This window comes from Siphonobacter sp. SORGH_AS_0500 (assembly GCF_002838835.1).
GTDB lineage: Bacteria > Bacteroidota > Bacteroidia > Cytophagales > Spirosomataceae > Siphonobacter.
Map to the genome: position 1 here is coordinate 56,995 of NZ_NHPP01000009.1, position 23,537 is coordinate 80,531.

The following is a 23,537-nucleotide window of genomic DNA, read 5'->3' on the forward strand; positions in this document are numbered from 1 at the left end:
ATAAGTCTGAAGGGTATTTTACTTAGTTAGGTTGCTATTACAGTAAGGGTTGTCTAAGTATATTTGCTTTTGAGAGACAGTCTTGGTTCCGCTAACCGTATAAAACGTATCCACTTGCTGATGCTTTCCCTAACTCGATCCATCTGGGCCTTTACGTACTGCCTATTGGCGGTATTACTTGTCCTAAGTACCCAAACCAGCTTTGCCCAACGAGAGCCTACGCAATTGAGATTTGATCATCTCACGGTTAATGAAGGCTTATCCCACAGCGATGCCTTATGCCTGGCTCAGGACCACCAGGGATTTATCTGGATTGGTACGCACAAAGGAATTGACCGTTACGATGGTTATCAGCTTAAAACGTACCATTTGCCCGTTAGTAATGGCAGTGGAGTGATCAATAACCGCATTCGTGCTTTACACGTCGATCATCAGGGTACGTTATGGGTGGGCATTGATGGAGCCGGGCTGTTTTATTACAATGCCAGCCGGGATCGTTTCGAAAGTATCCTTCAACGAGCCGTAGCCGCTAACTACCAACCCCTGATTCAAAAGATAGCCCTTGCGGATGTGCCTAGCCTTACCAGCGACCACAAAGGACGGCTATGGATAGGCACCAGTCAAAGCGGTTTATTCATGCTGCAATTTGACTCACAAGGTGTAGTCAATTACGTTAGCCACCTTAAGCTCAAGCCAGCAGACGTTATTCAGCCTTTTATTGATGAACTCACGGTTGATGGCTCTAATCATTTGTGGATTGGTACGCTGGGCAGCGGATTGTATGTACTGAACCCTCAAAACCAGCAAACCAAAGCTCAGTTCGTACCCTTGATGGGTGAAGTCAACATCCGGGCCTTACATGCGGATCGGCAAGGTAATTTGTGGGTTGGTACGGACGGCCAGATTTATTGGGGTAATTGTCGGAACGTGCCGCAACCTGCTTCCATTTGCTTTCAGTCCCTAGGAAGAGGTTTTGCAGAGATTGAACACCTCTACCGGGATTTTTCTCAACGCTTATGGATCAGTACCAAGTCCGGTTTGTTACTCTGGAATGTGAAGACCCCAAGTCCCCAACTGCCCATTCAACAGGAGGATATTCAACGTTTTCTTCCTTCCGATACAGATCCTTTCAGTATTAATTCCATTCGGGTTCACGACATCCTGGAGGATTCCTTTCATAACATCTGGATGGCCAGTTCTGCGGGAGGACTCAACATTTTAAAACCTTATACAAAACCCTTTGGCCTCATTCGACGGCAAAATGAGGGTTCTGCCAATCCGGCGACCAACTACATCAATGCCATCTGCAAGGACGAATCTCGTAATCGCCTGTGGATAGGTACGCAAAATGGACTGGCTAGTTATGATCTGAACACAAAATCGTATACAAATTTTCTGGTGCACGCGTACTACGGCAGTGTAAACAGTGTAGATGTATCGGCCCTTCATCTCACCTCGCAGGGTACACTGTGGATAGGCACCCGGTATGCAGGTTTATTCAAGCTTGATCTTCGTACCAATACCATTCAGCCCGTGGCAGGCATTCCCGGGACAGCAGACTGGTACAGTTTGAGCATTGAAAGCATTACAGAGGATTCCTATGGATTTATCTGGATTTCTACGTTTACAGGTGGCCTCTACCGAATGGAGGCCAACGGAACGCACGGCGTAACCTATTCGGTACAGAACAAACTCCCTACCAATGACTTCACCCAGCTTTATTATGATGGGAAACACTCCATTCTATGGGCCAGTACCCGCAATGCGGGGTTACTAAAACTCGCGGTAACTCCTCATTCCATTCGCTTAATTAAGCAATTCAAACACGAGCCTGATAACCCTAATAGTCTCAGCACTAATTACACCTGGCCTTTGGTGCAGGATAACCAAGGACGTCTTTGGATTGGAACCATCGGTGGTGGCCTGCACAGCCTGACCCAAACGCCCTCTGGTGAAGATCGCATCGAGCGTTGGAAAAAATGGTTACCAGAAACGGATATAGAAAGTTTACTGATCGATGAATCAGGGAACCTTTGGATCGGAGGGTCTGGTATTTATCAACTAAATCCCCGAACTAAGAAGTTTTTGCACTACGATGTAACTGACGGTTTGCAAAGCAATTCTTTCAAAATCGGAGCTGCTTACCGGGCTAACGACCATACCCTGTTTATGGGAGGAACCAATGGCATCACCTATTTCCAACCGCAGGCCATTCAAGTCAACCCGTCGCTGCCGCGAGTTCAGATTACGGAATTGCGTATTCACAATAGGCCTGTAGCCGTGGGAGATACGCTCAATGGTAGGGTTCTCATGACCTCTCCATTGGCAAATCAATCTTCCATTGAACTTCGCTCAACGGAGAACGACTTTTCCATTGAATTTGTAGGGCTTCACTACGCCAATCCCCGTAAACAGCAATATGCTTACCAGTTAGTTGGCTATAATAAGGACTGGGTACGAGTCAATGCTCAGCAACGAACTGTTAATTTTTCTAATTTACCGGCCGGAGATTATACGTTTCAGGTAAAATCCAGCAACGATGACGGCGTCTGGCTGGAGCAACCCACGGTTTTATACATCACGATTTTACCCCCCTGGTGGAAAACCTGGTGGGCTTATTTGTTATATCTAACTGCGGCTGGAATTGCCTTTTGGCTCTATCACCATAATAGTGTAGTGCAACAACGCCTGAAAAACGAACTAGCTCTCAAACAGTACAAGATTGAAAAAGACCAGGAATTAACTGATGGGAAACTACAGTTTTTCACGAACGTTTCTCACGAGCTTCGGACACCCCTTACCCTAATTCTCGGACCAGTCGAGGAGTTAGTGGGCATGAGTCATGAACCGATTCACCAGGTCAAAGACAAGATTATGCTCATGCACCAGCAAACTCGTAAGCTGCTCAACCTGGTCAATCAGCTCTTGGACTTTAGAAAAGTCGAAACGGGTTCTGTTCAGCTAAAAATTACTCCCACCAATATTATTCCGTTCTTAACGGAAATATTTCTGGTATTTAAGCTCAAAGCCGAAGCCCTGCAACTCAACTATACCATCGATGTTCCTCCGCAGGATATCACGCTTTACGTGGACCGGGTTAAGCTTGAGTCTATCGTTGTCAATTTACTTTCCAACGCCTTTAAGTATTCTTTGGAAGGTGGGTCTGTTGAAATTGTGGTGAACACCGTTGGTGAACCCGATCAAGCTGCCCTTTATAAAGATCAGCACTTGCTCGATCATTACCTTGAGATTACTATTAAAGATCAGGGAGTGGGCATGAACGAGGCGGAAATAAATCGAATTTTTGATCCCTATTTCCAGGCGACTCAAAGCGAATCCATTAAAGTGACGGGAACGGGCATTGGCTTATCACTGGTAAAAAAATACGTAGACGCTCATCAGGGAGAAGTACTCGTAAACAGTCAACCAGGTATGGGTACTACGTTCATTCTGCGATTACCCTTTGGCAAAGAGCATATATCTCCAGACTTACGGTGCCAGATACCCGCTACTACTCAACCCACTCTTGAGGAAGTTAAGCAATCCGTTCGGCTAGCCCATGCCGAACAACATACACCTGAAGCGGACTTGACGGAAGCTGCTCATCTTTTAATTGTAGAGGACAATGAAGCACTTCGTAACTATCTCTACGATTCATTGGCCAAAACCTACCGCGTTAGTACCGCAGTAGACGGAGTAGATGGATGGGAAAAGACCTTAGAGTTACTACCCGATTTAGTTATTAGTGATGTCATGATGCCCCGTAGTAGTGGACTTGAGTTGTGTCAGCAAATCAAGAAACATCCCAAAACGTTACATATCCCGGTATTTTTACTAACGGCCCGGGCCACAGCTATGCACCAACTGGAAGGCTTAGAAACCGGTGCTGATGAATACATGACCAAGCCGTTTAACGTCGACTTGTTACAAGCGAAAATAACGGTTATGCTCCGCAACCGCTTTCTGCTCCGGGAATATTACCACCGACAGCTTTTACTGAAGCCAACGGATCTGATTATTCCAAGTGAACACAAATCGTTACTGGAAAAAGCTACGGCTACCATTGAAGCTAACCTAACCGATTCCGACTTTACCATTCCGGTTTTGGTTCGGGAGTTGGGTATGAGCCAATCTTCCTTTTACCGCCAAATCAAGACCATTACGGGAAAAACTGCCGTGGAGTTTGTCCGTGATGTCCGGCTAAAAAAAGCTGCTCAGCTCTTGCTTATGGATGATGTACGAATTGGCGAAGTAATGATGCAGGTCGGCTTTGAAAGTCCTAAGTATTTCCGTAAAGCGTTTCACCAAATCTATGGCATGTCTCCACTGGAGTATGCCAAACATCACCGAGCTAACGTTTTAAACGAGGATTTTCAGGATAGTTAATTGAAAAGGCGGTAGAAATGAATCATTTTTCTACCGCCTTCCTGTTTTATGTAGAGTCTTTAGGGTGAAGTCCCCTGCTGTCATAAATCGCTTATCAATCGTTGAATTCTACCCCAATGGGTAGTCAAAGCCAGTCAATAATTACCCCCTAAACAGTTACCAGAATCCTTGTATATGACAGGTATCAAGTATTCTCGCTAATGAGTAATTTTTAGGTACCTGGATTTTATTACATCAAATTATTGATCTTTTTTAGCTCCTTATTTAAGTAGTTAAGATTAGCTTAACTTACTCACCTATAGGCAATAATAAATAGTTAAAAGACTATACGTTGCATTGGAAGATGTGCTATACTTGCAGAGTGTTGTCCTGCACATTACCCTTTATCTCCCTAAAAGTTATCTAATGCTTACCGCCCAAGAAGCACTTCTGCAAACCAAAAAGATTAATTCTCTACGAAAAAAAAAGCCCCCCTTCCTTGATCCTTTCAAAAAAGAAGAGTTGCTTCATGAGGAATTTTTAAAACTTCAGGATTCTATTTCATCCGCCATTCAACAAGGCAGGTATAGTTGTTACCATCACTTGGATGCAAGAATCGATCAGGAAGTAAGAAGCTGGCTTAAATCTCATCATTATTCCATTAAAAGCTATAATAAGAGCTTTCTTCCTGAAGAACGTAAACTTACCTGGGTGAAAACACTCTGCTACCTGGGGGCTTTCATTAGCCTGATGGGGATTCCGCTATTACTATCCTACAACCTGCTAGGCCGACGTTACGGAAAAATTAATATCAAAATTGTCTGGCGTGATAGCCGAACCGTGCGTATTTATTAAGCATAACTCCTGCACTCACGATCAGTACATACCCATTTACCATTAGGATGAGTCTCAAACCTGACCTTAACGGACCAATTCCAAGCCTTGTTTGAAGGAAAAGCATGTTTAGTCCTTTGCTTAGCTCATTGCCAGCAGTTACTAGGCCTGTCAGACCAATTCTGTAATTCGACTCAATTACCTTCGCTTTAAGAAATGAGTTTTCTTGTAAATCAGACGGATGATTTCATGATAAGCTTGTGGTTGAAAGACTTTTTCTGAAGCTTATCATGGAAAAACTGTTATATTTTTTGATCTATTCTAGATGAGTAGGCTAGTACTATTGCTGCATGCTGGTTTATAAATCTATATCTACAAAAAGCTCCTCTGGAGGATTTCCAGAGGAGCTTTTCATTAGCTGACTAATCTTTAAGAAATCTCAAGCAACTCATACAAAGAACACGAGGAATCAAATCATTTCAATGGGAACACATTCAATAAAAACACTACCATTGAAGTGATTTGATAAGTGCTCTAAAGTCTTTGTTACGGGGTAAAGTATAGGGAATATCTGGTACCAATTTATTTATTCTATTACGTCCAGCTGGCCGAATCCATTCTTTGACTCCAAAACGTAGTTCCAATTGGCTATTTGGAAGCAGAGTTGAGTACATTTCACCAAAATGCGTTGGATGTCCGTTAATAGGTGCCTCTCCTGCTAATAGTGCCATATTATTATCCTGCACCAGCGTTGCGAACATAATTGCACTAGAAAATGTTTCGGGCCCAATAATCACAACAACCTTCCCTTGGAACGGATTAGACACCTTCTCTGGAACCATTACTTTGGAGGGAAAGTGTAGGATCTCTCCCGGTAGGGCTTTTTGGTAATGCTCATCGCTTAACCCCCATGACGTTAATCTAGCTTGGTAGGCTTCACTTCTCCTCCAATTCATCGAATAAGTCTGGTAAGGTCTGCGATAAATATGATTGATTATCATATTGCCAACCGCTGACGCACCACCATCATTATTACTCACGTCAATTACAAGATGAGTAATCCCGTCTTGGTGAATGATAGCGAAAATACTATCAATACAACGTTTATAGGTAGATAAATCCTGATTTCCTCGAGTCGCAAAAGAACGGGCAAAAATGTAACCTAAATGATTTACTCGCTTGTATGAAATATTAGTAACTACACTATCAGCCCAGCTTGGAGCATTTTGACGGGAAGATGTATTACGAAGGGACACGGCTGCGTGCTCGTCACCCAAGGGCAGCAAAGCAGCCATAGCCTTTCGCTGGAACGCAGGTACAGATAATGGCTTATTTAATCCCACCTCTAAAGAATCAAGGTACGTTTTGTATTTTTCCTCATTGAGTTGGGTGAATGGATTGGCATGCACATGAAATATTTCATTTCGGATAATATGCAAATCTTCAATCATAGCTTTTGGCGAAAGCAGCTTATCCTGTGCATTAGAAAGTGTGCTTCTCACAAAAAGTAAAATGAAATAGATTATAATTTTACTATCTGTCATAAAACTAGAACAATTGACCAAAAGTGATTAACAATTAACAACATCGTTATACTGCTCTAATTAAAAGACATAATCTAAAACCAGATGTTGCATTAAGTATAAAAATCTTAGGCAATTACATCCTCTTCATTAGGCTTTAATTCGGCCTTGATCTGCTGAATAATATACTTCTCTAACTTACTCAGGTATTGAAATTAGGCTGTGTATATTGATGAAATCTAATCGGCTCTCTTTTGAATCAGCGTACCACATTTGAGGACTGACCTTATTAGCTTTTTCATAAGTTTTTATGGATAACTAAGTTAGCTTTTCTTTAACTAATGGCTAATTTTCAGTCTGTTAAGCTCAATAATAAACTCCATAAATCTTTGGCAAACTAGCGGGATTTATATCCCATAAACTGCCCATGCGAGACTGCGGATGAGAAAGTATTTTCAGTAAGAACTCTATTACATCCAAAATAAAAAACCTATTTCAGGAAGATACCCGCCAGTATCCAATGAAATAGGTTCGATATGAAATGTGCTGCTTGTCTGGCAAAGATACATAACTTTTGCCTGTACATCCAGAGGAGCATAACGTTTTGTAAACCTATTCTTAATGGGTTGGAAGTAAGGGTACTTGTATTCAGAAGTTACTGTTTAACCGGAAAGAACTGCGGATCATTTCATTAGCCCTTTCTCAACTTAAAATCAGCATCCCTTTATTGACTAGAAACTTCCTGAAATTGAAGGTACTCCCAAAGGAAGCCATCCGCTGGCTTTGCAGCCAATACCGGGCTGTTTAGTTAAGAATCGCATATATAAAGCAAGTAGATGTTTTGCCCGGCAGAAAATGAGGTTTGGACGAAATTCACTACATGCTTTCTCCAGAGCAATGCTCCTGACATTCATGCCTCATCTCACAGAGAATATCTTATATTATACACTCCGAGCCCCTAGGTACGGTTCAAACCTATCGTAAAATAGTTTTAAAATTATTTGTCAAGTATTTAACCATTTTTTACCTTTGTGCCGTTCTTAATCACACTAGTCTGATTAAGTTTGATGACGACAGCCATGAAAGAGGTTACAACTGAAGAATCCATTGATTTAGCCCGGCACTACTTTAAGACGTCCTCGCTGGCTACGATGGCTTTTCGCAATTTCATTCAGCAGAAGTTTAAGAAGGAACAGAAGGATCTCACCTTTGAAATGCTGCAAGTATTGTATCATTTAAACGAGAATGAAGGCTCTAATCAGCAAGAGATCGCCAATGCTACCGTAAAGGATAAAGCCAGTTTAACCTATCTCATTGATAATCTGGTAAAGCGTGGTTTGGTGCATCGCCAGGAAGACGAACAGGATCGTAGAAATAAGCGTATCTACCTGACCGCTCAAGGAAGCGAGCTTTTGAATTCAACGATTATCCCCTGGTCAGAAGAAATGTATTCCATTGCCATGAAAGACGTTTCAGCCTATGAAATTCAACTGGTTATCAACGTTTTGTCAAAAATTACTCGTAATTTATCAGAGTAGTTTTTTTGACATAATAGTTAAATACTTTACAGTATATATCTAAAACATTTAGTTCTTTACTTTCCATTCATACTCATGACCTTTTACCGATATTTTTGTGGAGCGGCGTTCGTTTTGCTTTCTCTTCATTCGCAGGCTCAGCGGGTAATTCCGCTTCAGGAAGCCGTTCTGTTGGCTCTCCAAAACAATGCGACCCTTCGACTCTCGACCGATCGCATTGCTCTCGCTGATGCTAAATTCAGGCAAGTCAAGGAGAAGTCCTTACCTCAGGTTGGTTCTTCCCTGCAAGTAAGCCGTTTATCCGTCCTCGCTCCCTTTGAGCTTTCGATGGGTGGACCCGAACCCGCCTTTGCCCTGCCCCCTTCTTCCTTCTGGGCTACCATCGGCCTGGTTTCAGCCAGTAAAGAAATATTCAGCGGTTTTGCGGAAAAATCAGCCCATAAATCCGCTGAACTTCTCACCGAAGCGACCCGTCTGGATGCCGAAAAAGATCGCCGGGAAATTGAATACGGAGTTGTTGCTTCCTATTACAACATCTATAAGATCATAAAGTCCGCTCAGATTCTTGAAGAGAATATGAAACTACTGGATCGAAAAGAACAGGAAGTTCAAAATATGCTTCGGGAAGGGGTACTGACTTCTAATGAATTACTCAAGATTCAATTACAAAAAAGTAACCTCGAACTCTCGAAGGTAGATGTGGCGAATGCTCAGAAAACGGCCCTTTTCAATCTGGCGACCCTTCTGGGCCTATCCGAAGAAGTTGCCGTTGATACCACGTTAGCTTTGGGCAAACAAGTGCATGGAAAAGCTCTGGAACTGATCGAACAAGCTCAGACTACCCGGCCAGAACTCAAAGCGAATGCCGTTCGCATGAAAGTTGCCGAGAACGCCCTCATTCAGACCAGAAGTATCCTTTATCCCCACGTAGATGCGTCGGCCATGTACATTTACCTAAATCCCAATAAAAACGTAATTCCGGCTTCCCATACCTTCTTACAGGCTCTTAATCTGGGGGTTTCGGTTAAGTACAGTATTTCCTCCCTGTATGCCTCGAAGGGCCGTATTCAGGAAGCTAAACTCAATATTGCTCAGGCTCAACACGGCAATCAAATCCAGCAGGAACAGATTCGAAATGAAGTCTTTGGACTTTATACCGCGAATGAAACAGCTCTGGAAAAAGTACACGTTTCGGAAAAGGCCCTGGCTCAGGCGGATCGGAGCTACCAGTTGACAGATTCCAAGTTTAGAAATGGCCTGTTACTTTCCAGTGACCTGCTCGAAGCCCAGTCGCTCCTGCTTCAGTCTCAGCTCAACTTACTAAGTAGCCGGGTAGACGCCCAGCTTAATTATTACAAACTCCAGAAAGCCTTAGGCAATCCCATCCAATAATTCTATTTCAATAGCATTTATGAGCACTAAAACAGCGGCCCCTACGGAGGGTCATACCCATAAAAAAACCAGAAAAGTGAAGGTAGGCCAACTACTAACGAACGTTATTCTTGTGGCCTGCATTGGCGGGGGAGCCTACTGGGCTCACGATCATTTTGCCCGTTTTGAAGCTAATGAAGTGACTAACGATGCCCAGGTAGAAGAATTTATTAATCCCATCAATTCCCGAATCGGCGGATATATTAAATCCATCCGCTTTACGGAGCACCAGGCCGTTAAAAAAGGCGATACACTCGTAGTCATTGATGATCGGGAACTTAAGATTCAGGTTGCTCAGGCCGAAGCGGCCTATCTGGAGGCTCAGGCTGGCCAGGGTGTCACTAATTCCAGCATCAACACGGTTCGTAATAATACCTCTGTAGCCGATGCGAACCTGGCTGAAATGAAAGTTCGGCTGGCCAATGCCGAGCAAAACTACAATCGCTATGTTAATCTGTTAAAAGATGAATCGGTAAGCCGCCAGCAATTTGAAATGGTAAGCACGGAATATGAAGCCATGAAAGCGAAGTACAAAGCTCTGCTTACGCAACGACAAAGTACTGAGCTGGCCACTTCGGAAGTAAGTAAACGCTTAACCGTAAATGCCGCAGGCATCAAACGGGCTCAGGCCGCTCTGGACATGGCTCGGTTGAACCTAAGCTATACCGTTATTACTGCTCCTTACGACGGGTACGTAGGTCGCCGTACGCTTCAGGAGGGCCAACTGATTCAGCCGGGGCAGGCCCTGGTTTCCATCGTTCGCGACGATCAGAAATGGATCACTGCCAATTACAAGGAAACGCAGATGAGTCATTTACGTATAGGACAATCCGTTAATATAAAAGTTGATGCTCTGGAGGGAAAGAACTTTAAGGGTACCGTAACAGCCATTGCTCAGGCTACGGGTTCTAAATTCTCACTGGTACCTACGGATAATTCAACGGGCAATTTTGTGAAGGTGCAACAGCGAATTCCCGTGCGAATTGATTTAGAAGGAAATTCATCCGAAGACCTAAAATTGCTAAGGGCGGGCATGAACGTAGAAGTTGAAGCGAAAAAATTATGAAAAGTCCCTTTCATGCGTGGCTTCCTAAACCATTGATTCCCCTGGGAGTACTCATCCTTTTGATGCCTACCCTGGCTCTAAGCGGCGTATACCCTGCGAATACGGCGGATATGGTGGGAGGATTAGGAACCTTGAGTGAATATTTCATGATGGCTAATTACGCGGCCACCATTGGAATGTTTTGTGCCTATCCCATCATGCTTAAAGTAAAAGGGTATTGGAATTCAAGAACCATCTTACTTGTTTCCTTTACTGCTACGCTTCTGTTAAGCGTCGTATGTGCGGAAACGACTTATCCCGAAGTCATCGTAGCTGCGAGTCTGCTGATCGGATTTTTTAAGATGTTTGCGATGATTGAGCTCATCATTCCGATCATGTTTATGATTAGCCCCGGCGGAGATCGGGCCCGATTTTATACCTTCTTTTACCCCATTTCCATTGGTATCGGCCAGGTTTCTGCGTATGTAACCGCCTTCATTTCATATGAGTATGGCTGGTCTTACGTCTATTACGTGATGGTCATTGCGAGTCTGGTTTGTCTGGCATTTACGCTTTTGCTGTATCATAATGATCCCTTAGAAAAGCGAATTCCCATCGAAAACATAGACGGTTTAAGCCTATTGCTATTAAGTGTCAGCCTCATGCTGGCTAACTACGTGCTTTGTTTTGCCCGTTATGAGAACTGGAGTGACTCTCTGCTGATTCAGGGGGCCAGTATTGGATTTATCATTACACTTCTGGGGTTCGTCAGCCGGCAGAATTCCCTCACGCATCCCCTTTTAGACTTATCCGTTTTAAAGAGTAAAAATGTACGTCTGGCTTTGTTTCTCATTTTCGTGATGGGAATCTTTTTTGCCAGTAGCAGTTTGCAAAGTGCGATTACCAGTGGAATTCTTCGCTACGATGCGATGACTTCGGCTCAGCTCAATTTATGGATGTTACCGGGCGTATTTCTGGGCGGCGTTATCTGCTTTATCTGGTTTAACTATCAGGGAGGTTTTAAAGGCATTATTCTTCTGGGGTTCGCAGCCTTTACCTTGTATCACGTCATCTTATATCTTACAGTCAGTCCAGACATGGGATTAAAGGACTTCCATATAGCTCTGATTGCTAAGGGTATAGGTATGATTCTTCTGTTTGTAGGTTTAGGGCTTTATCAGGCCAATAAAATGACCATGGTCGGTATGATTAATAGCGGAGCTTTGATGATTGCGATTCGTTCCTTCGTGGGTCCCGCCTTATTCTCTGCCGTCTATGCCTTTGCTCTTTATCAGGGCCAACAGCAACACCTGGTTGATCTGGCTGGTAAAATGGATGCTTTAGATCCCCAGGTAACGGCTCGCTATATGGCCGCCCGTCAATCGGGTTTGAGCCAGGGAACGGAAGTAGCCCAGATCATGGGAGCCAGAGCCCTGTCCGGCAGCGTTCAGGTGCAGGCAATTCTGGTAACCGTTAAAGAATGGATGGGCTTTATTTCCATAGCGGGATTCGTCACGCTGGCCTTCGTAAGCCTCAGAAGTTTCCAACCTGTCAATAAACGTCGGCTCGTGAATCTCAGAAGAAGGTGGCGGCGACTGGCTCCCATTCCCTATCCGATTCCTTAAATGCATACTCCTATGGTAGTTAATTCCTTCACGAAAAGTGACAAAGAAATGTGGGCCTTTCTGTTTGTATTGGGAAGAGCAAAACAGAATTTAATCCATCAATTGGAAAGAAGCCTTGCCGAAAAAGGCCATGAAAACATAAAAATTCGGCAATGGCTTACGTTAATTTCGATTGATGAAGGCATGAGTGTGAAAGAATTAGCTGCCAGCAGGGGCATATCCAAACAGGCAGCCAGTAAAATCTGTGAAGAGCTGGCTCAACGGGCTTACCTCTGTTTAAAGCCAGCCCCTACCGATGCCAGAGTCCTGCAAATTAAATTCACTATCAAAGGACGTAGAGCCGTGCGAGCAGGCTTTAACAAATTAAACGAGTTAAAAGAGCTGCTTTCAACTCAATGTGACGAACACGTCTACCAGCAGATTATACAACTTTTGATAACGATTAATAATTGGAAGTAAGTTTTTAGAATGTCTTACTAATGGTTCATTAATTCTGCTGTAGCATTCGGTAAAATTCTCCAATGAATGATTTGTTGAACTAAGCCGATCCTCTACTGCGTTGCCATCCTATTGGTGATTCTATCATCTGCGAATACACCGACGAAATAAACGGCAGAAGAATTCCTTCTCTACAAGTCCAACGATCTTTATACCATGCCTATGATTATGGCCTGTATCCTCATGATTTTAGGACATAATCCATTCAAAAATAAACCCTTACGAATTAAATCCTAGCTGCTTCGCCATTGCCCTTCACAACCAATTTATACGTCTTTTCTTCAGTAAGCCGGATTAACTAGATAAGCGAATTCACCCTTGTTTTTCATCCCGAAGTATTGCGGAATTAGTGAAAATCACAACTGGAAACGAAGCAAGCAACTGTTCGTGCATTGCTTCTTTAGATACCGCTCCTGAGTATCATCGAATAGCCAGATCAGTAAAGAATCCTCTGCCGATTTAGCTACAACCCTCCACTTCCATTGAAATTTCTTTCCTGACGAGATTTAGAATGACCTCTTTCCCAAAATGGGCCTCTCTTTTGACCGAAAAAGCTCCTCTACAAGTCTTTTACATTTTCTTATTTTGTACAATAAGAAGTTACGCTTTAATGATTTCAATACCATCGCCAAAACTATCTCTTCATGTTATGAAATCTCCACCTAACCACCCCATCCCGCTGATCCATCTGATCTGGTCTTATAGACAAAACGTATTACCTCTCTCTCCAAAACGTATTCTGTAAAACCTGTATTTTAAACCTCTTCACGTATGATGCATTCTAGACCTCTTTATCTTTTTCTCTTTAGCCTGCTTGTTAGCCTATGGAGCTTTCAAGCTACGGCTCAGGCACCGCGAGTCTTTCCTAAAGCCGCTTCCAGCCAGCCTTCGTTCGTCAAGGGCTTATCCAGCATTAACAAAGCCCAAGCGACGTATGCAAAGAGAAACCCCTCTCCAGCAAAAAACATCTCAAATGCGGTTCTGGATGATGCTTCTGATGCCAATCCGGTGGATGTTACCCAAAAGATCGTTAACCCCAGTTTTGAATCGGGTTTTGACGGCTGGAACAACAATGGCTTTTTACGCAAGGAAATGACGGTTTAAATCCGTACAAGCAGGGCAATACTTATGTGGAGCGTTGGCAGGGATCACCACCGTTGCCAAACGTAAGCATATCCCAGACCCTAACGGGTTTGCCTAATGGTAAATACACGCTGACTATTGGAGCACAGAACCTCTCACAGAATCCAGACGTTGGACAACCCGGTGCTTTCGTGTACGGTAACGATAGCCAGAAGGAAGTAACAGCAAAAGGCGAATACTCGGTTGACATTATCGTCGTAGACAGCACGTTAACCATTGGGTTCAAAACTCAAAACTCCAAAGGTAACTGGACTGGCTGTGATAACTTCCGGCTTCAGTACAAGGGCGTTGCTCAGCAAGCGATGAAAGATAAGCTACAGGGTCTCGTGGATTCAGCTAATGTCCTGTTGGCTAAAAAAATGCAAAACGCGATTCGGACGCCACTTCAAAATGCTGTCAACGCGGCTCAGCAAAGTTTGTCTAACAACAGTGCAGCTAGTGAACTGGCCGAGCGAATCAAGCAGGTGCAAACGAGCCTGCCATCGGCCCTGGTATCTGTCGATGCTTACAATCAATTACAAGCGGCTATTGATAAAGCAACAGCGGTATATGGCGATGGAAGTGGCCAGGAGGCATCTACCTTGCTAGCAGTCATTAATCAAAAAACGGATCTCTCGAATAATTTTAATGCAACGCTAGACGATCTACAAAAGGCCCCCAGTGACATCGACGCAGCCATCTTAGCGTACCGTTACGCCAACGCATCCAATGGCACGCCTCTGGACATGACGTCCCGTGTCGTTAATCCCAGCTTTGAATCGGGTTTTACAGGCTGGAACAGCAATGGCTTATATACGCAGGGAAATAACGATTTCAATCCTCAGAAAGCGGGCAATACCTATATCGAACGCTGGGTAAGTACTCCCCCCGTTCCTGACGTCAGCGTCTCTCAGAAAATCACTAATTTACCCAACGGTAAATATACGGTGACGATTGGTGGACAAAACATTACCCAAAGTCCATTGGCGGGACAAACGGGAGCTTACGTATTTGGGAACATCTCCCAAGCGGAAGTAAAAGCGAAAGGCGAGTACTCCGTTGACTTTCTGGTCGTAGACAGTACAGCCACGATTGGTTTTAAAACCCAAAACTCTAAGGGTAACTGGGCCGCCTGCGATAACTTCCGGCTTCAGTATAAGGGTGCTGCTAAGGATGCTTTGAAAGAAAGACTGCAAAGCCTGCTTGATTCCGCAACGGTCGCAGTAAATCAAAAGATGCGGAATTCCAATCATACTGCCCTTGAAGCGTCCATCAATGCTGGCCAGCAAACACTGGCTCAGAATGGAAATGACGTAGCCCAGCGAATCTCCCAACTAGAAATAGACCTGAAAGCGGCCCGGATATCGATTGACGCGTATGCGAAATTGCAAACCGCTCTCGATTCTGCCCAGGGAGTTTATGGCAATGGTAGTGGTCAGGGAGCCGCTGCTTTCAAAGCGGTAATTGATCAGAATACGACGCTTTCTAATAACCTTGACGCAGAGTTGAGCAATGTACAGAAAGCTCCTGCAGAGATCTACGAAGCTATGCTCATGTTCAGAGTCGCCAACGCAACCGGCCCCGCTCCGACAGTCGTAACGGATCCACGCTTTGCTCGCGGAGCTACGATGGCCTTTGGCCGTAGCACAGTTTCCGGCGTCGATCCAAAGGATATTCGCGAACAAGGCTTCTGCTGGAGCACGACACCTGAACCTACCCTGTTCGACAATAGAACCACCAAATCCTTCTGGAGCAATGGAGCTATTTACCGACTCGAGAATCTGCAACCTTCAACGGTTTATTACATGCGGGCGTATGCAGTAGGCTCCAATTTCGCGGTGGGCTATGGTAAAGTATTGAAAGTAATCACGATTCCCAAAGGTACCGTTACGTATGCTTTTTCAGGAAGTGTAGAGAATAGTGGAGAAAACGCTCCACGAATCAAGGCAGCGGTTGAGTCTGGGGTGTATTATTACAATAACTTAACCAGTGTTACCAATCATAATCTGTGGGTTAATTACCATGAAGGTACGCCTACTGCCGAAGCTAGTTATGGGGGCTATATGCAGTTTGGTGCCAATCCAAGCTATCAGCGAACAGGAACGGCCATGCACGAAATGAACCACACCATTGGAGTTGGGCAGCACTGGATTTGGTATGGACCGAACTCACCTCTTCGGAAGGAAGGTAGCCGAGGCCAATGGCTGGGGGAACGAGCTAGCAAAGTAGTACAGTTTCTGCAGAACGACCCGAATGCTTCCATGACGGGTGACGCGATACACATGTGGCCTTTCGGAATCAATGGTGCTCACGAAGACAACGGCAGTGAATTTCTATATATCGGTCACTCACTTATTACCCAAGCCTTAGGTGAAGATGGGCTGGCTAATCCTGGACGTGGCTTCATTACCCCTGCCTATACCTTCGAACACACTCCTTCCAAGAAGTATTACCTCAAGGTAGAAGATAGCAAAACAGGGCTTAACACCTCGTTCCTGGCAGAAAACGAATCCGGACAACTCATCAATAAGAAAATCTCCGCTTCGAATGTGCTCAATGACGATCGGGCAGCCTGGTATCTGGAGTTCGATCCTGCTACGGCTCTTTATCAATTACGCAACGTATCTACGGGTAAGTATTTCACGCAGCAGGATGGCTCTGGCATTGGGCTATCGGCCACTTCTTCACTGACACCAGCGGAGTCATTCCAGCTGCTGGGTGCTCGTTATAATACGAAGATTGGTACCGATGAAAAGAACTTCCAAGCAAAAGCGTACTGGATTATCTCTCCCAAGGGTAACTATTCATCGCCTACGTTAGCGGCCAGTTCCCCGGAAGCTGTCAGTACCGTATCGTTTGATCTCACAGATGCGGCTACCACTCAACGCTGGTTGATCTTTACGGCGGATAATGTGAAATCATTTGATTCCTTGCTGGTAGCTCCGACGGGAGTAAAAAATATGTACGTTGCTTCGGGTGATGCCAAGACTATCTTAACCTGGGATCCTGGTTTTAGTACGGCTTATGATGTATTACGTTCACAGACCGCAAATGGCACGTACACCAGCATTGCCACGGACCTAACTTCTGGCAGGTATGAAGATGCAACCGCGTCAAACGGGACTACGTACTATTACAAAATGGTTGCTCACAATGAACTCGGTACCAGCCCGGCGTCTGCCGTCCTTTCTGGAACACCAGTACAAGGACAGCACCTGCACCTTTCCTTCGATGAAAATACCGGGACTACTGCCCACGACGACTGGGGTGGCTATCACGCTCAATTGAAAAACGGTGCGACCTGGACAGCGGGTGCAAACGGCACTAATGACGTCGAATTAACAACCTTATCTGAAACGGCAACTACGTCAACTTCTGATCAAAATGATCGTGCTGTTGCTCTTTCCACCACGGCATCCTCTTACATACAATTGCCTTCGGGGGTAGTCAGCACTTTATCTGATTTCACCATTGCTACCTGGGTAAAAGTCCCCCAAAACATCGGTGATAATAGTCGGATATTCGATTTTGGCAATAGTACCAATACTTACATGGCCCTGTCCCCCAAGGCTGGTCAGAGTTTATACTACGAGATCACTCGTCCTGGAGTGAATTATCGCCTTTCGATTCCCTATACTATTCCGACCGATCAGTGGGTTCACCTGGCTATTTCACAAAAAGACACGACCTTCAAGTTCTTTGTGAATGGCCAAGTAGTCTACACCGATCAGAAAGCTACCTTCAAGCCTTCGGACATGGGTGTAACGACGCTAAACTATCTAGGCCGCTCCATGTGGGCAGGTGATCCCTATACTGACTTAACCTTTGGTGATTTCCGCATCTACAACTACGCCTTGGCTGACAACACGGTGACTACCCTGGCTAATGCGAGTTCCCTGCCCGTCCAGTTAGTTTCCTTCGAAGGAAAAGCCATCAGCGAGGGCAATTACCTTTCCTGGAAAACAGCTCAGGAGTTAAACAACGATCACTTCGTTCTGGAACGGGCCTTGAACACCCCTTCCAACTTCAAAGCCATTGCCCAGATCAAAGGAAACGGTACGACCCGACTGCCTAGTAGCTATCAGTTCATCGATCCACAAGCTCAGGGACGTTTGGCGTATTACCGCTTGATACAGGTAGACAAGGACGGTAAAAAGGAACCCAGCCGAATCATCTCTATGGACAACCGTACTTTACGCGTTCTCAATGGCTTCCCTAACCCGGTATCCTCACAATTAACCATTGAGTTACCTGATCGTGAATTCTCATCGGTACATCTCCGCGTGCTGAACACCACCGGACACGTCGTTTACGAGGATAAAAATTATATCCCTGTCAACGGTGATGTACAAATTCAGATGAGTAGCCTGCCCGTAGGCGTATACCGGGTAGTCATTACTCATCCAATAGAAAATTACGGATTGACCGTTATCAAGAGGTAGATAATACCTTTATTCCAAGTAGATGAAACGCTACGTGCGGTCTCTGATTGAGACTGTACGTAGCGTTTTTTTATGCGTGTCTGAAAACGTCAGTAGTGATGATATCTGAAACCCAACAGTGGCAGAGGAAGGAGATAGTAATAGCTGCACTGTTCGTCCTCTACTGCGTCGCGGACGCCTGAGACGCTAAGCGTTACAAACGCGGACATATCGCAATTCGAGAAGGTTAATAGTATCCCCTCTTCTCTAAAAGACTGTCTAAAACAAGTTAAGCCTCTCCACTTCGGGAGAATCGTTGGAGGGAGTGTGTATGACTCTGATCTGTCATTGAGAGCGAAGCGGAGTAGCCTATTTGGCATTGGGAATGCTGCTTCCCCGGATTTCATCCGGGGCTACCTATATTGAACCCCGCTGGGGTTGTTGTTAACATTGTTACAATGCCATTACGACAAATAAGCCTGGATGGGTTCAATACGAATCGACCCAGGCTGGATAGACCCAGGCTGGATAGACCCGGATGAAATCCAGAGACAGGGTTGGTAATGATAACTTATCTCATACCTCACGCAGTCGCTCGGCTCTAGCCCCTAGGATGCGAATTCATATCAGGTCAGTCAGGTCAGAGAAAACCTTTCCTAACCCAAACATGCTTGCAACCATGGGTCTTCGATTATAAATATTTAGACAGCTTTTAAAATGACCTCATTTTTACCCTCTTTCATTGTTTTGTTTAACTGCTCTTATCGCTGGCTTTTAACTGCGTTACATAATTAATATCTTGGTACGCTTAATGAGCACAACTCATATTGTGTCATTTAAACACATTACGTTTTTTAAACCTTATTACTTTCTATGAAAATTACTTCTCTAGTCATTCTCCTGGGTCTGTTTTCCTACCTCGCCCCTGCTCAGGTGCCTGCTGCTTTTGTTGCGAGCCCCGATAAACACCTCTCGGTTAAAGTAACTTTGAAAGATGGATCGGCTCGTTATCAGATTTTTAAAGACAACCAGCCTGTTTTAGAGTCTTCGGCTTTGGGTCTGGTACTGGCTGATGTGGATTTAAGTAAACACTTAAAAGAAGTAGCCAAAAGCCCTGAGAAGACCATCACTCAGGATTACGCCATGCGTAATGCCAAAAAATCTACTATTCATTACCAGGCTAAGCAACGCAGTTGGCTTCTGGCAACACCTACGGGAGAACAACTCGAAATCATTTTCCAGGTCAGCAATGATGCCGTCGCTTTCCGTTATCGGGTTAAGCGGAAGAAAGAAGCTATCTCAAACGTAGAATCCGAATCGACAAGTTTTGCTTTTCCCGCCCAAACCCGGGCCTGGCTTCAACCCATGGCCGTTGCTAAAACGGGCTGGGAAGCCACGAACCCCTCCTATGAAGAAGATTATGAACAGGATATTGCTGTGGGTACACCTTCCAAAATGGGAGCAGGATGGGTATATCCAGCCCTTTTTAAAACAAATGAAACCTGGGTTTTGATCACTGAAGCCGACCTGGACAACACCTATTGTGCTACTCGTCTGCAGGATAAATCTCCCGGAGGCGAGTACTTCATCGGTTTTCCTGATGCCCGCGAAGTTATTAAAGATAAAAATTTAAATCCCAGAGCCAGAGGCACCTTCCAATCTCCCTGGCGAGTACTCACCATCGGAAGTCTGGCAAACCTCATCGAATCCACCGCAGGAACCGATCTGGCTCTACCTGCCCTGAAAGTAGATGCTGCTTTTATTAAACCGGGCCGGGCGTCGTGGAGCTGGATTAACTCTAAGGATGACTTCATCGTCTACGATGAGCAGAAAAAGTACATTGACTTCGCCGCTTACATGCACTGGCCTTACTGTTTAATTGACGCCGACTGGGATCGTAAAATCGGTTATGAGAAAGTTCAGGAATTAGCTCAGTACGCCAAAACTAAAAACGTAGGACTGCTCCTGTGGTACAACTCCGCGGGGGACTGGAACACCGTGAAGTACACTCCCAAAGGTAAATTAGTGGAAGACCAATCCCGTCGGGATGAATTTGCGAGATTGGAAAAAATGGGCATCAAAGGTGTTAAAATCGACTTCTTTGGCGGCGATGGTCAGTCGGTAATTAAATATTATCACGACATTCTTCTCGATGCGGCCAAGTATCACCTACTGGTTAATTTTCACGGAGCTACGTTGCCACGCGGCTGGGCTCGCACCTATCCTCATTTAATGACGACAGAAGCAGTCAAGGGTTTTGAAATGGTTACCTTCGATCAGAAAGCTGCGGATAATCAGCCCACGCACGCGGCCATGTTACCTTTCACGCGAAATGCCTTTGACCCCATGGACTTTACGCCCATGAATCTTTATAAAATTTATACTTCCGTCAAGCGTAAAACCACCAGTGCTTTTGAACTGGCTACCAGCATCGTGTTTTTGTCGGGTATTCAGCATTACGCCGAATCTCCCGAAGGCATGGAGCACGTGCCTGCTTTTGCTCAGGATTTCCTTCGACAACTACCTAATCACTGGGACGAGGTAAAATTCATTGACGGATATCCCGGAAAACTCTGCGTAGTAGCCCGCCGTTCAGGCAAGCGTTGGTACGTGGCGGGTATCAATGGAGAAGCCAAAGAAAAACAACTCAAGTTGAATCTTTCTTTCCTTGCCAAGACAAAAGCGACCCTGATAACTGATGGCGAACCCATGTTTACCCAGCAGTCTATTACCCCGTCCCAAGCCACTCTCGTTACGGTGAAAGCAAACGGTGGTTTTGTGCTGGTAACGGAATAACGATTGCTTTATTCCTGCAAGACAATACCGTGTACGATTCTAGCAAACTTCTGAATAGAATCAGAAAAACAGAAAATGCCCCCAGGAAGTGTCTAACCTCTTAGGGGCATTTTCTTATTATAAGGACTTTATCTTAGTTCGACATACCAGGTAAAAAGCTTCTGAGCTTATCCACCTGTTCGCTGCTTTGCTTTAATACATTTTGATTAAAATTGAGCTCCTGATAGGTTTCTACCCAGATTCTCATGCGGTGATGCTGATAGAAAATCTCCCAGTTGTCTTTGGCATTTTTTGCTCTAAAAATCTGATCAATCAGTTCTTCCACCAGAGCAAAAGACATTTTATTTAAATCCTTAGCCCAGTCATTAAACTCATTCTGAATTTTGTAAAGACTGGCTTCCACTGAATTCGTAATGTAGTTCAGAATATCTTCGGCGGTATCTTCCCGTGAAAGTCGCACGGAGATGTAATCGGGCGTTAACGTATCGAGGTGCTCGCGGATTCTAAAGTGTAAAAAGCCCAGGTACGATAACTGGAAGTGAATGAAAGATTGTACGGGCGTGTGAAGTTCCTCTAGCAATTGAGTCTCTCTCAATAAGGTTCCTTCAAAGCTTTCGCCTTCCTCAATAATCCCCTGGAGTTTGCCCTGATTTTTTAGAATATCGTACATTCGGTGCTTCACCTGTTGAAGCACTTCGTTTAGGGTATCACCCAGCTTCAAAAATTGCTTGGTAATGTACGTTCGGTTTTCGTTCAGGAATTCTTCGTAGGTCTTGTTATACGACCCCAAAGCATTCCGGCTGATTTCAATATTAGCTACCGTCAGCGTCGATAAATTGCGGAGACAGTCTTCTTTGATCGAATCAAATTTATCCTGAATTTTCTGATTGGGGGAGTCCCGTAAAGCTTCCAATTGCTTTAATTCATTCTCACAGGCATTGGTCAAGTCCTGCCACAGGCTGTTGAATAAGCCTTTAAAAATAGGAAAATCCTTCATGTCATCAGTGGGGGTAACAATTCCGTTAAAGTAATCGATCGCCTGGTTAATAGACTGATCCAGTTGATTCATTTTACGCTGGTAATTCTGTTCGTACTGCTGATCCCAGTGTTTGAGTTTATCCTGTAAATCCTTCAATACTTCTTTAAAAACTTTCTCTTCCACTTCCTCGGCACTCGAACAGTCCACGGTAACCATCTGACTAAAATGGAGCCCGTTTCGCTCGGCAGTCATGAATAAATCCTGACAGTTTTTAGCGTTATCCGTACTACCTTTCGTGTGATTGAGTACCAGGAAAGAACAGGCTGGCAGGCTCACGCCCGGCGTTTGCGTAATGGCCTGCTCGCAGAATTGATACAAATCCAAATCGGCGGGTTCCCAGGTAGCACCCAGGGGGTCTGGCTTGCGTACAAAGAGAATGAAGTCAATATCACTGGCCAGCGAACGGATGAGGTTTTCCTCGTTTACCAGTCCGGTATCACCCAGTCCCGGCATGTCAATCAGGGTAATGGGGCCGGCCTGAGCCAGGGGAAATGAATTTTGAATATGTACCTGTTTTACCGCCAGGTAATAAAAAATCGGCTCCCGACTTTCATTTACCTGAGCTACGTACTGACGGATTTGCCCGACGGGAATTTCCAGGGTTAAGCCCGTTAGTAAATGATGATATAGCGTAAAATTCTCATGAATTTCCTGAAGTTTTTTATATCGGGCCACCGTCACGGTACTAGCCTGTGCGGGTGGCTCAGGTAATTCCTGAGAAACAAATTCAGCCAGGTTTGCAGGAGCTGGACTCAGAGGTAATTCTTTAAAATAAGGCAGAATTTTACTTTGGAAAAAATCCGTTCGGCTGTAAAATTCCACCCGTGCTCTTATTTTCTGATCGCTGTTGGCAATCACGCTCAATACACCTGTGCAATGCGAACCATTGCCATCTGGAATGATCGTATGATCCAGCCCTGACAGGCTTTGCAGCAAACGGCTTTTTCCCTGCCGGGCCCGCCCAATCACGCCAATGCTGATCCCTTTTCTGGAAAAGCGTTGGTTAAGCTGAGACAAATACTGCTGCTCGCTTTCGATGCGGGTCAGTAAAGCAGGTAGGTCAGCCCGCCGAATGGCTTCAAGCAAATGAGGCGACGCGTGATCACTTACTTTTTGCTTGACATTTTCCAGCACCGAAATGGAATGACTCATTAACGAAAGTCGCTGAATATCATCCGAAATCCGTTCGGCAAACTGCGTACGCTGGTTGACAATTTGTTGGATACTCGCTGCAATAAGATTAGGCATGGGGATGTATATCTCAAAAATTTTAATCAAAAGCCTCTGGTAACAGTAAATT

General features: G+C 44.8%; 12 protein-coding genes. 10 read left to right on the top strand and 2 right to left on the bottom strand.

Annotation, left to right across the window (positions count from 1 at the left end; translation table 11 throughout):
- Window positions 1–120: 120 nt before the first annotated feature.
- Entirely contained in the window at window positions 121–4,386 is a 4,266-nt protein-coding gene (locus BWI96_RS12265; protein ID WP_106636926.1) for a hybrid sensor histidine kinase/response regulator transcription factor, read from the top strand.
- Window positions 4,387–4,968: 582 nt separating this feature from the next.
- A complete protein-coding gene (locus tag BWI96_RS22390) occupies window positions 4,969–5,220 on the top strand; it encodes a hypothetical protein (protein ID WP_232793700.1) in 252 nt (83 codons plus the stop codon).
- 485 nt (window positions 5,221–5,705) lie between these two features.
- Here the strand turns inward: BWI96_RS22390 and BWI96_RS12275 are convergent, their stop codons facing one another.
- Entirely contained in the window at window positions 5,706–6,743 is a 1,038-nt protein-coding gene (locus tag BWI96_RS12275) for a S41 family peptidase (protein WP_106636928.1), read from the bottom strand.
- A gap of 1,058 nt (window positions 6,744–7,801) precedes the next feature.
- Between BWI96_RS12275 and BWI96_RS12280 the strand changes: the two genes are divergently transcribed.
- From BWI96_RS12280 to BWI96_RS12315, 8 genes are all read left to right on the top strand, one after another.
- Entirely contained in the window at window positions 7,802–8,260 is a 459-nt protein-coding gene (locus BWI96_RS12280; RefSeq protein WP_157830340.1) for a MarR family winged helix-turn-helix transcriptional regulator, read from the top strand.
- A gap of 75 nt (window positions 8,261–8,335) precedes the next feature.
- Window positions 8,336–9,652 carry a TolC family protein gene (locus BWI96_RS12285; protein ID WP_106636930.1) on the top strand — a complete coding sequence of 439 codons (1,317 nt, stop codon included), beginning with the start codon at window positions 8,336–8,338 and terminating at the stop codon, window positions 9,650–9,652.
- 19 nt (window positions 9,653–9,671) lie between these two features.
- Window positions 9,672–10,757: an HlyD family secretion protein gene (locus tag BWI96_RS12290; protein WP_106636931.1), complete on the top strand. Its 1,086-nt coding sequence runs from the start codon at window positions 9,672–9,674 to the stop codon at window positions 10,755–10,757.
- The gene (locus BWI96_RS12295) at window positions 10,754–12,361 is read left to right on the top strand and encodes a hypothetical protein (protein WP_106636932.1); all 1,608 of its coding nucleotides are present in this window, start codon (window positions 10,754–10,756) and stop codon (window positions 12,359–12,361) included. The genes BWI96_RS12290 and BWI96_RS12295 overlap by 4 nt, the downstream gene beginning before the upstream one ends.
- Window positions 12,362–12,820: a MarR family winged helix-turn-helix transcriptional regulator gene (locus tag BWI96_RS12300; RefSeq protein WP_106636933.1), complete on the top strand. Its 459-nt coding sequence runs from the start codon at window positions 12,362–12,364 to the stop codon at window positions 12,818–12,820.
- A gap of 810 nt (window positions 12,821–13,630) precedes the next feature.
- Window positions 13,631–13,963 (top strand): hypothetical protein, encoded by a 333-nt coding sequence (locus BWI96_RS12305; protein WP_157830342.1) that lies wholly within the window; start codon window positions 13,631–13,633, stop codon window positions 13,961–13,963.
- A gap of 26 nt (window positions 13,964–13,989) precedes the next feature.
- Entirely contained in the window at window positions 13,990–18,423 is a 4,434-nt protein-coding gene (locus BWI96_RS12310) for a LamG-like jellyroll fold domain-containing protein (protein ID WP_157830343.1), read from the top strand.
- A gap of 852 nt (window positions 18,424–19,275) precedes the next feature.
- Window positions 19,276–21,198: a glycoside hydrolase family 97 protein gene (locus BWI96_RS12315; protein ID WP_106636936.1), complete on the top strand. Its 1,923-nt coding sequence runs from the start codon at window positions 19,276–19,278 to the stop codon at window positions 21,196–21,198.
- Between the two features lie 133 nt (window positions 21,199–21,331).
- Here the strand turns inward: BWI96_RS12315 and BWI96_RS12320 are convergent, their stop codons facing one another.
- Window positions 21,332–23,485, bottom strand: a complete 2,154-nt coding sequence (locus BWI96_RS12320) for an NUDIX hydrolase (protein WP_106636937.1) — start codon at window positions 23,483–23,485, stop codon at window positions 21,332–21,334.
- Window positions 23,486–23,537 lie beyond the last annotated feature (52 nt).

Coding starts and splice junctions, on each gene's coding strand:
- BWI96_RS12295 (WP_106636932.1), top strand. CDS start 10,754: ATGAAAAGTCCCTTTCATGCGTGGCTTCCTAAACCATTGATTCCCCTG.
- BWI96_RS12280 (WP_157830340.1), top strand. CDS start 7,802: ATGAAAGAGGTTACAACTGAAGAATCCATTGATTTAGCCCGGCACTAC.
- BWI96_RS12315 (WP_106636936.1), top strand. CDS start 19,276: ATGAAAATTACTTCTCTAGTCATTCTCCTGGGTCTGTTTTCCTACCTC.
- BWI96_RS12265 (WP_106636926.1), top strand. CDS start 121: ATGCTTTCCCTAACTCGATCCATCTGGGCCTTTACGTACTGCCTATTG.
- BWI96_RS12285 (WP_106636930.1), top strand. CDS start 8,336: ATGACCTTTTACCGATATTTTTGTGGAGCGGCGTTCGTTTTGCTTTCT.
- BWI96_RS12320 (WP_106636937.1), bottom strand. CDS start 23,485: ATGCCTAATCTTATTGCAGCGAGTATCCAACAAATTGTCAACCAGCGT.
- BWI96_RS12275 (WP_106636928.1), bottom strand. CDS start 6,743: ATGACAGATAGTAAAATTATAATCTATTTCATTTTACTTTTTGTGAGA.
- BWI96_RS12305 (WP_157830342.1), top strand. CDS start 13,631: ATGATGCATTCTAGACCTCTTTATCTTTTTCTCTTTAGCCTGCTTGTT.
- BWI96_RS12300 (WP_106636933.1), top strand. CDS start 12,362: ATGCATACTCCTATGGTAGTTAATTCCTTCACGAAAAGTGACAAAGAA.
- BWI96_RS12290 (WP_106636931.1), top strand. CDS start 9,672: ATGAGCACTAAAACAGCGGCCCCTACGGAGGGTCATACCCATAAAAAA.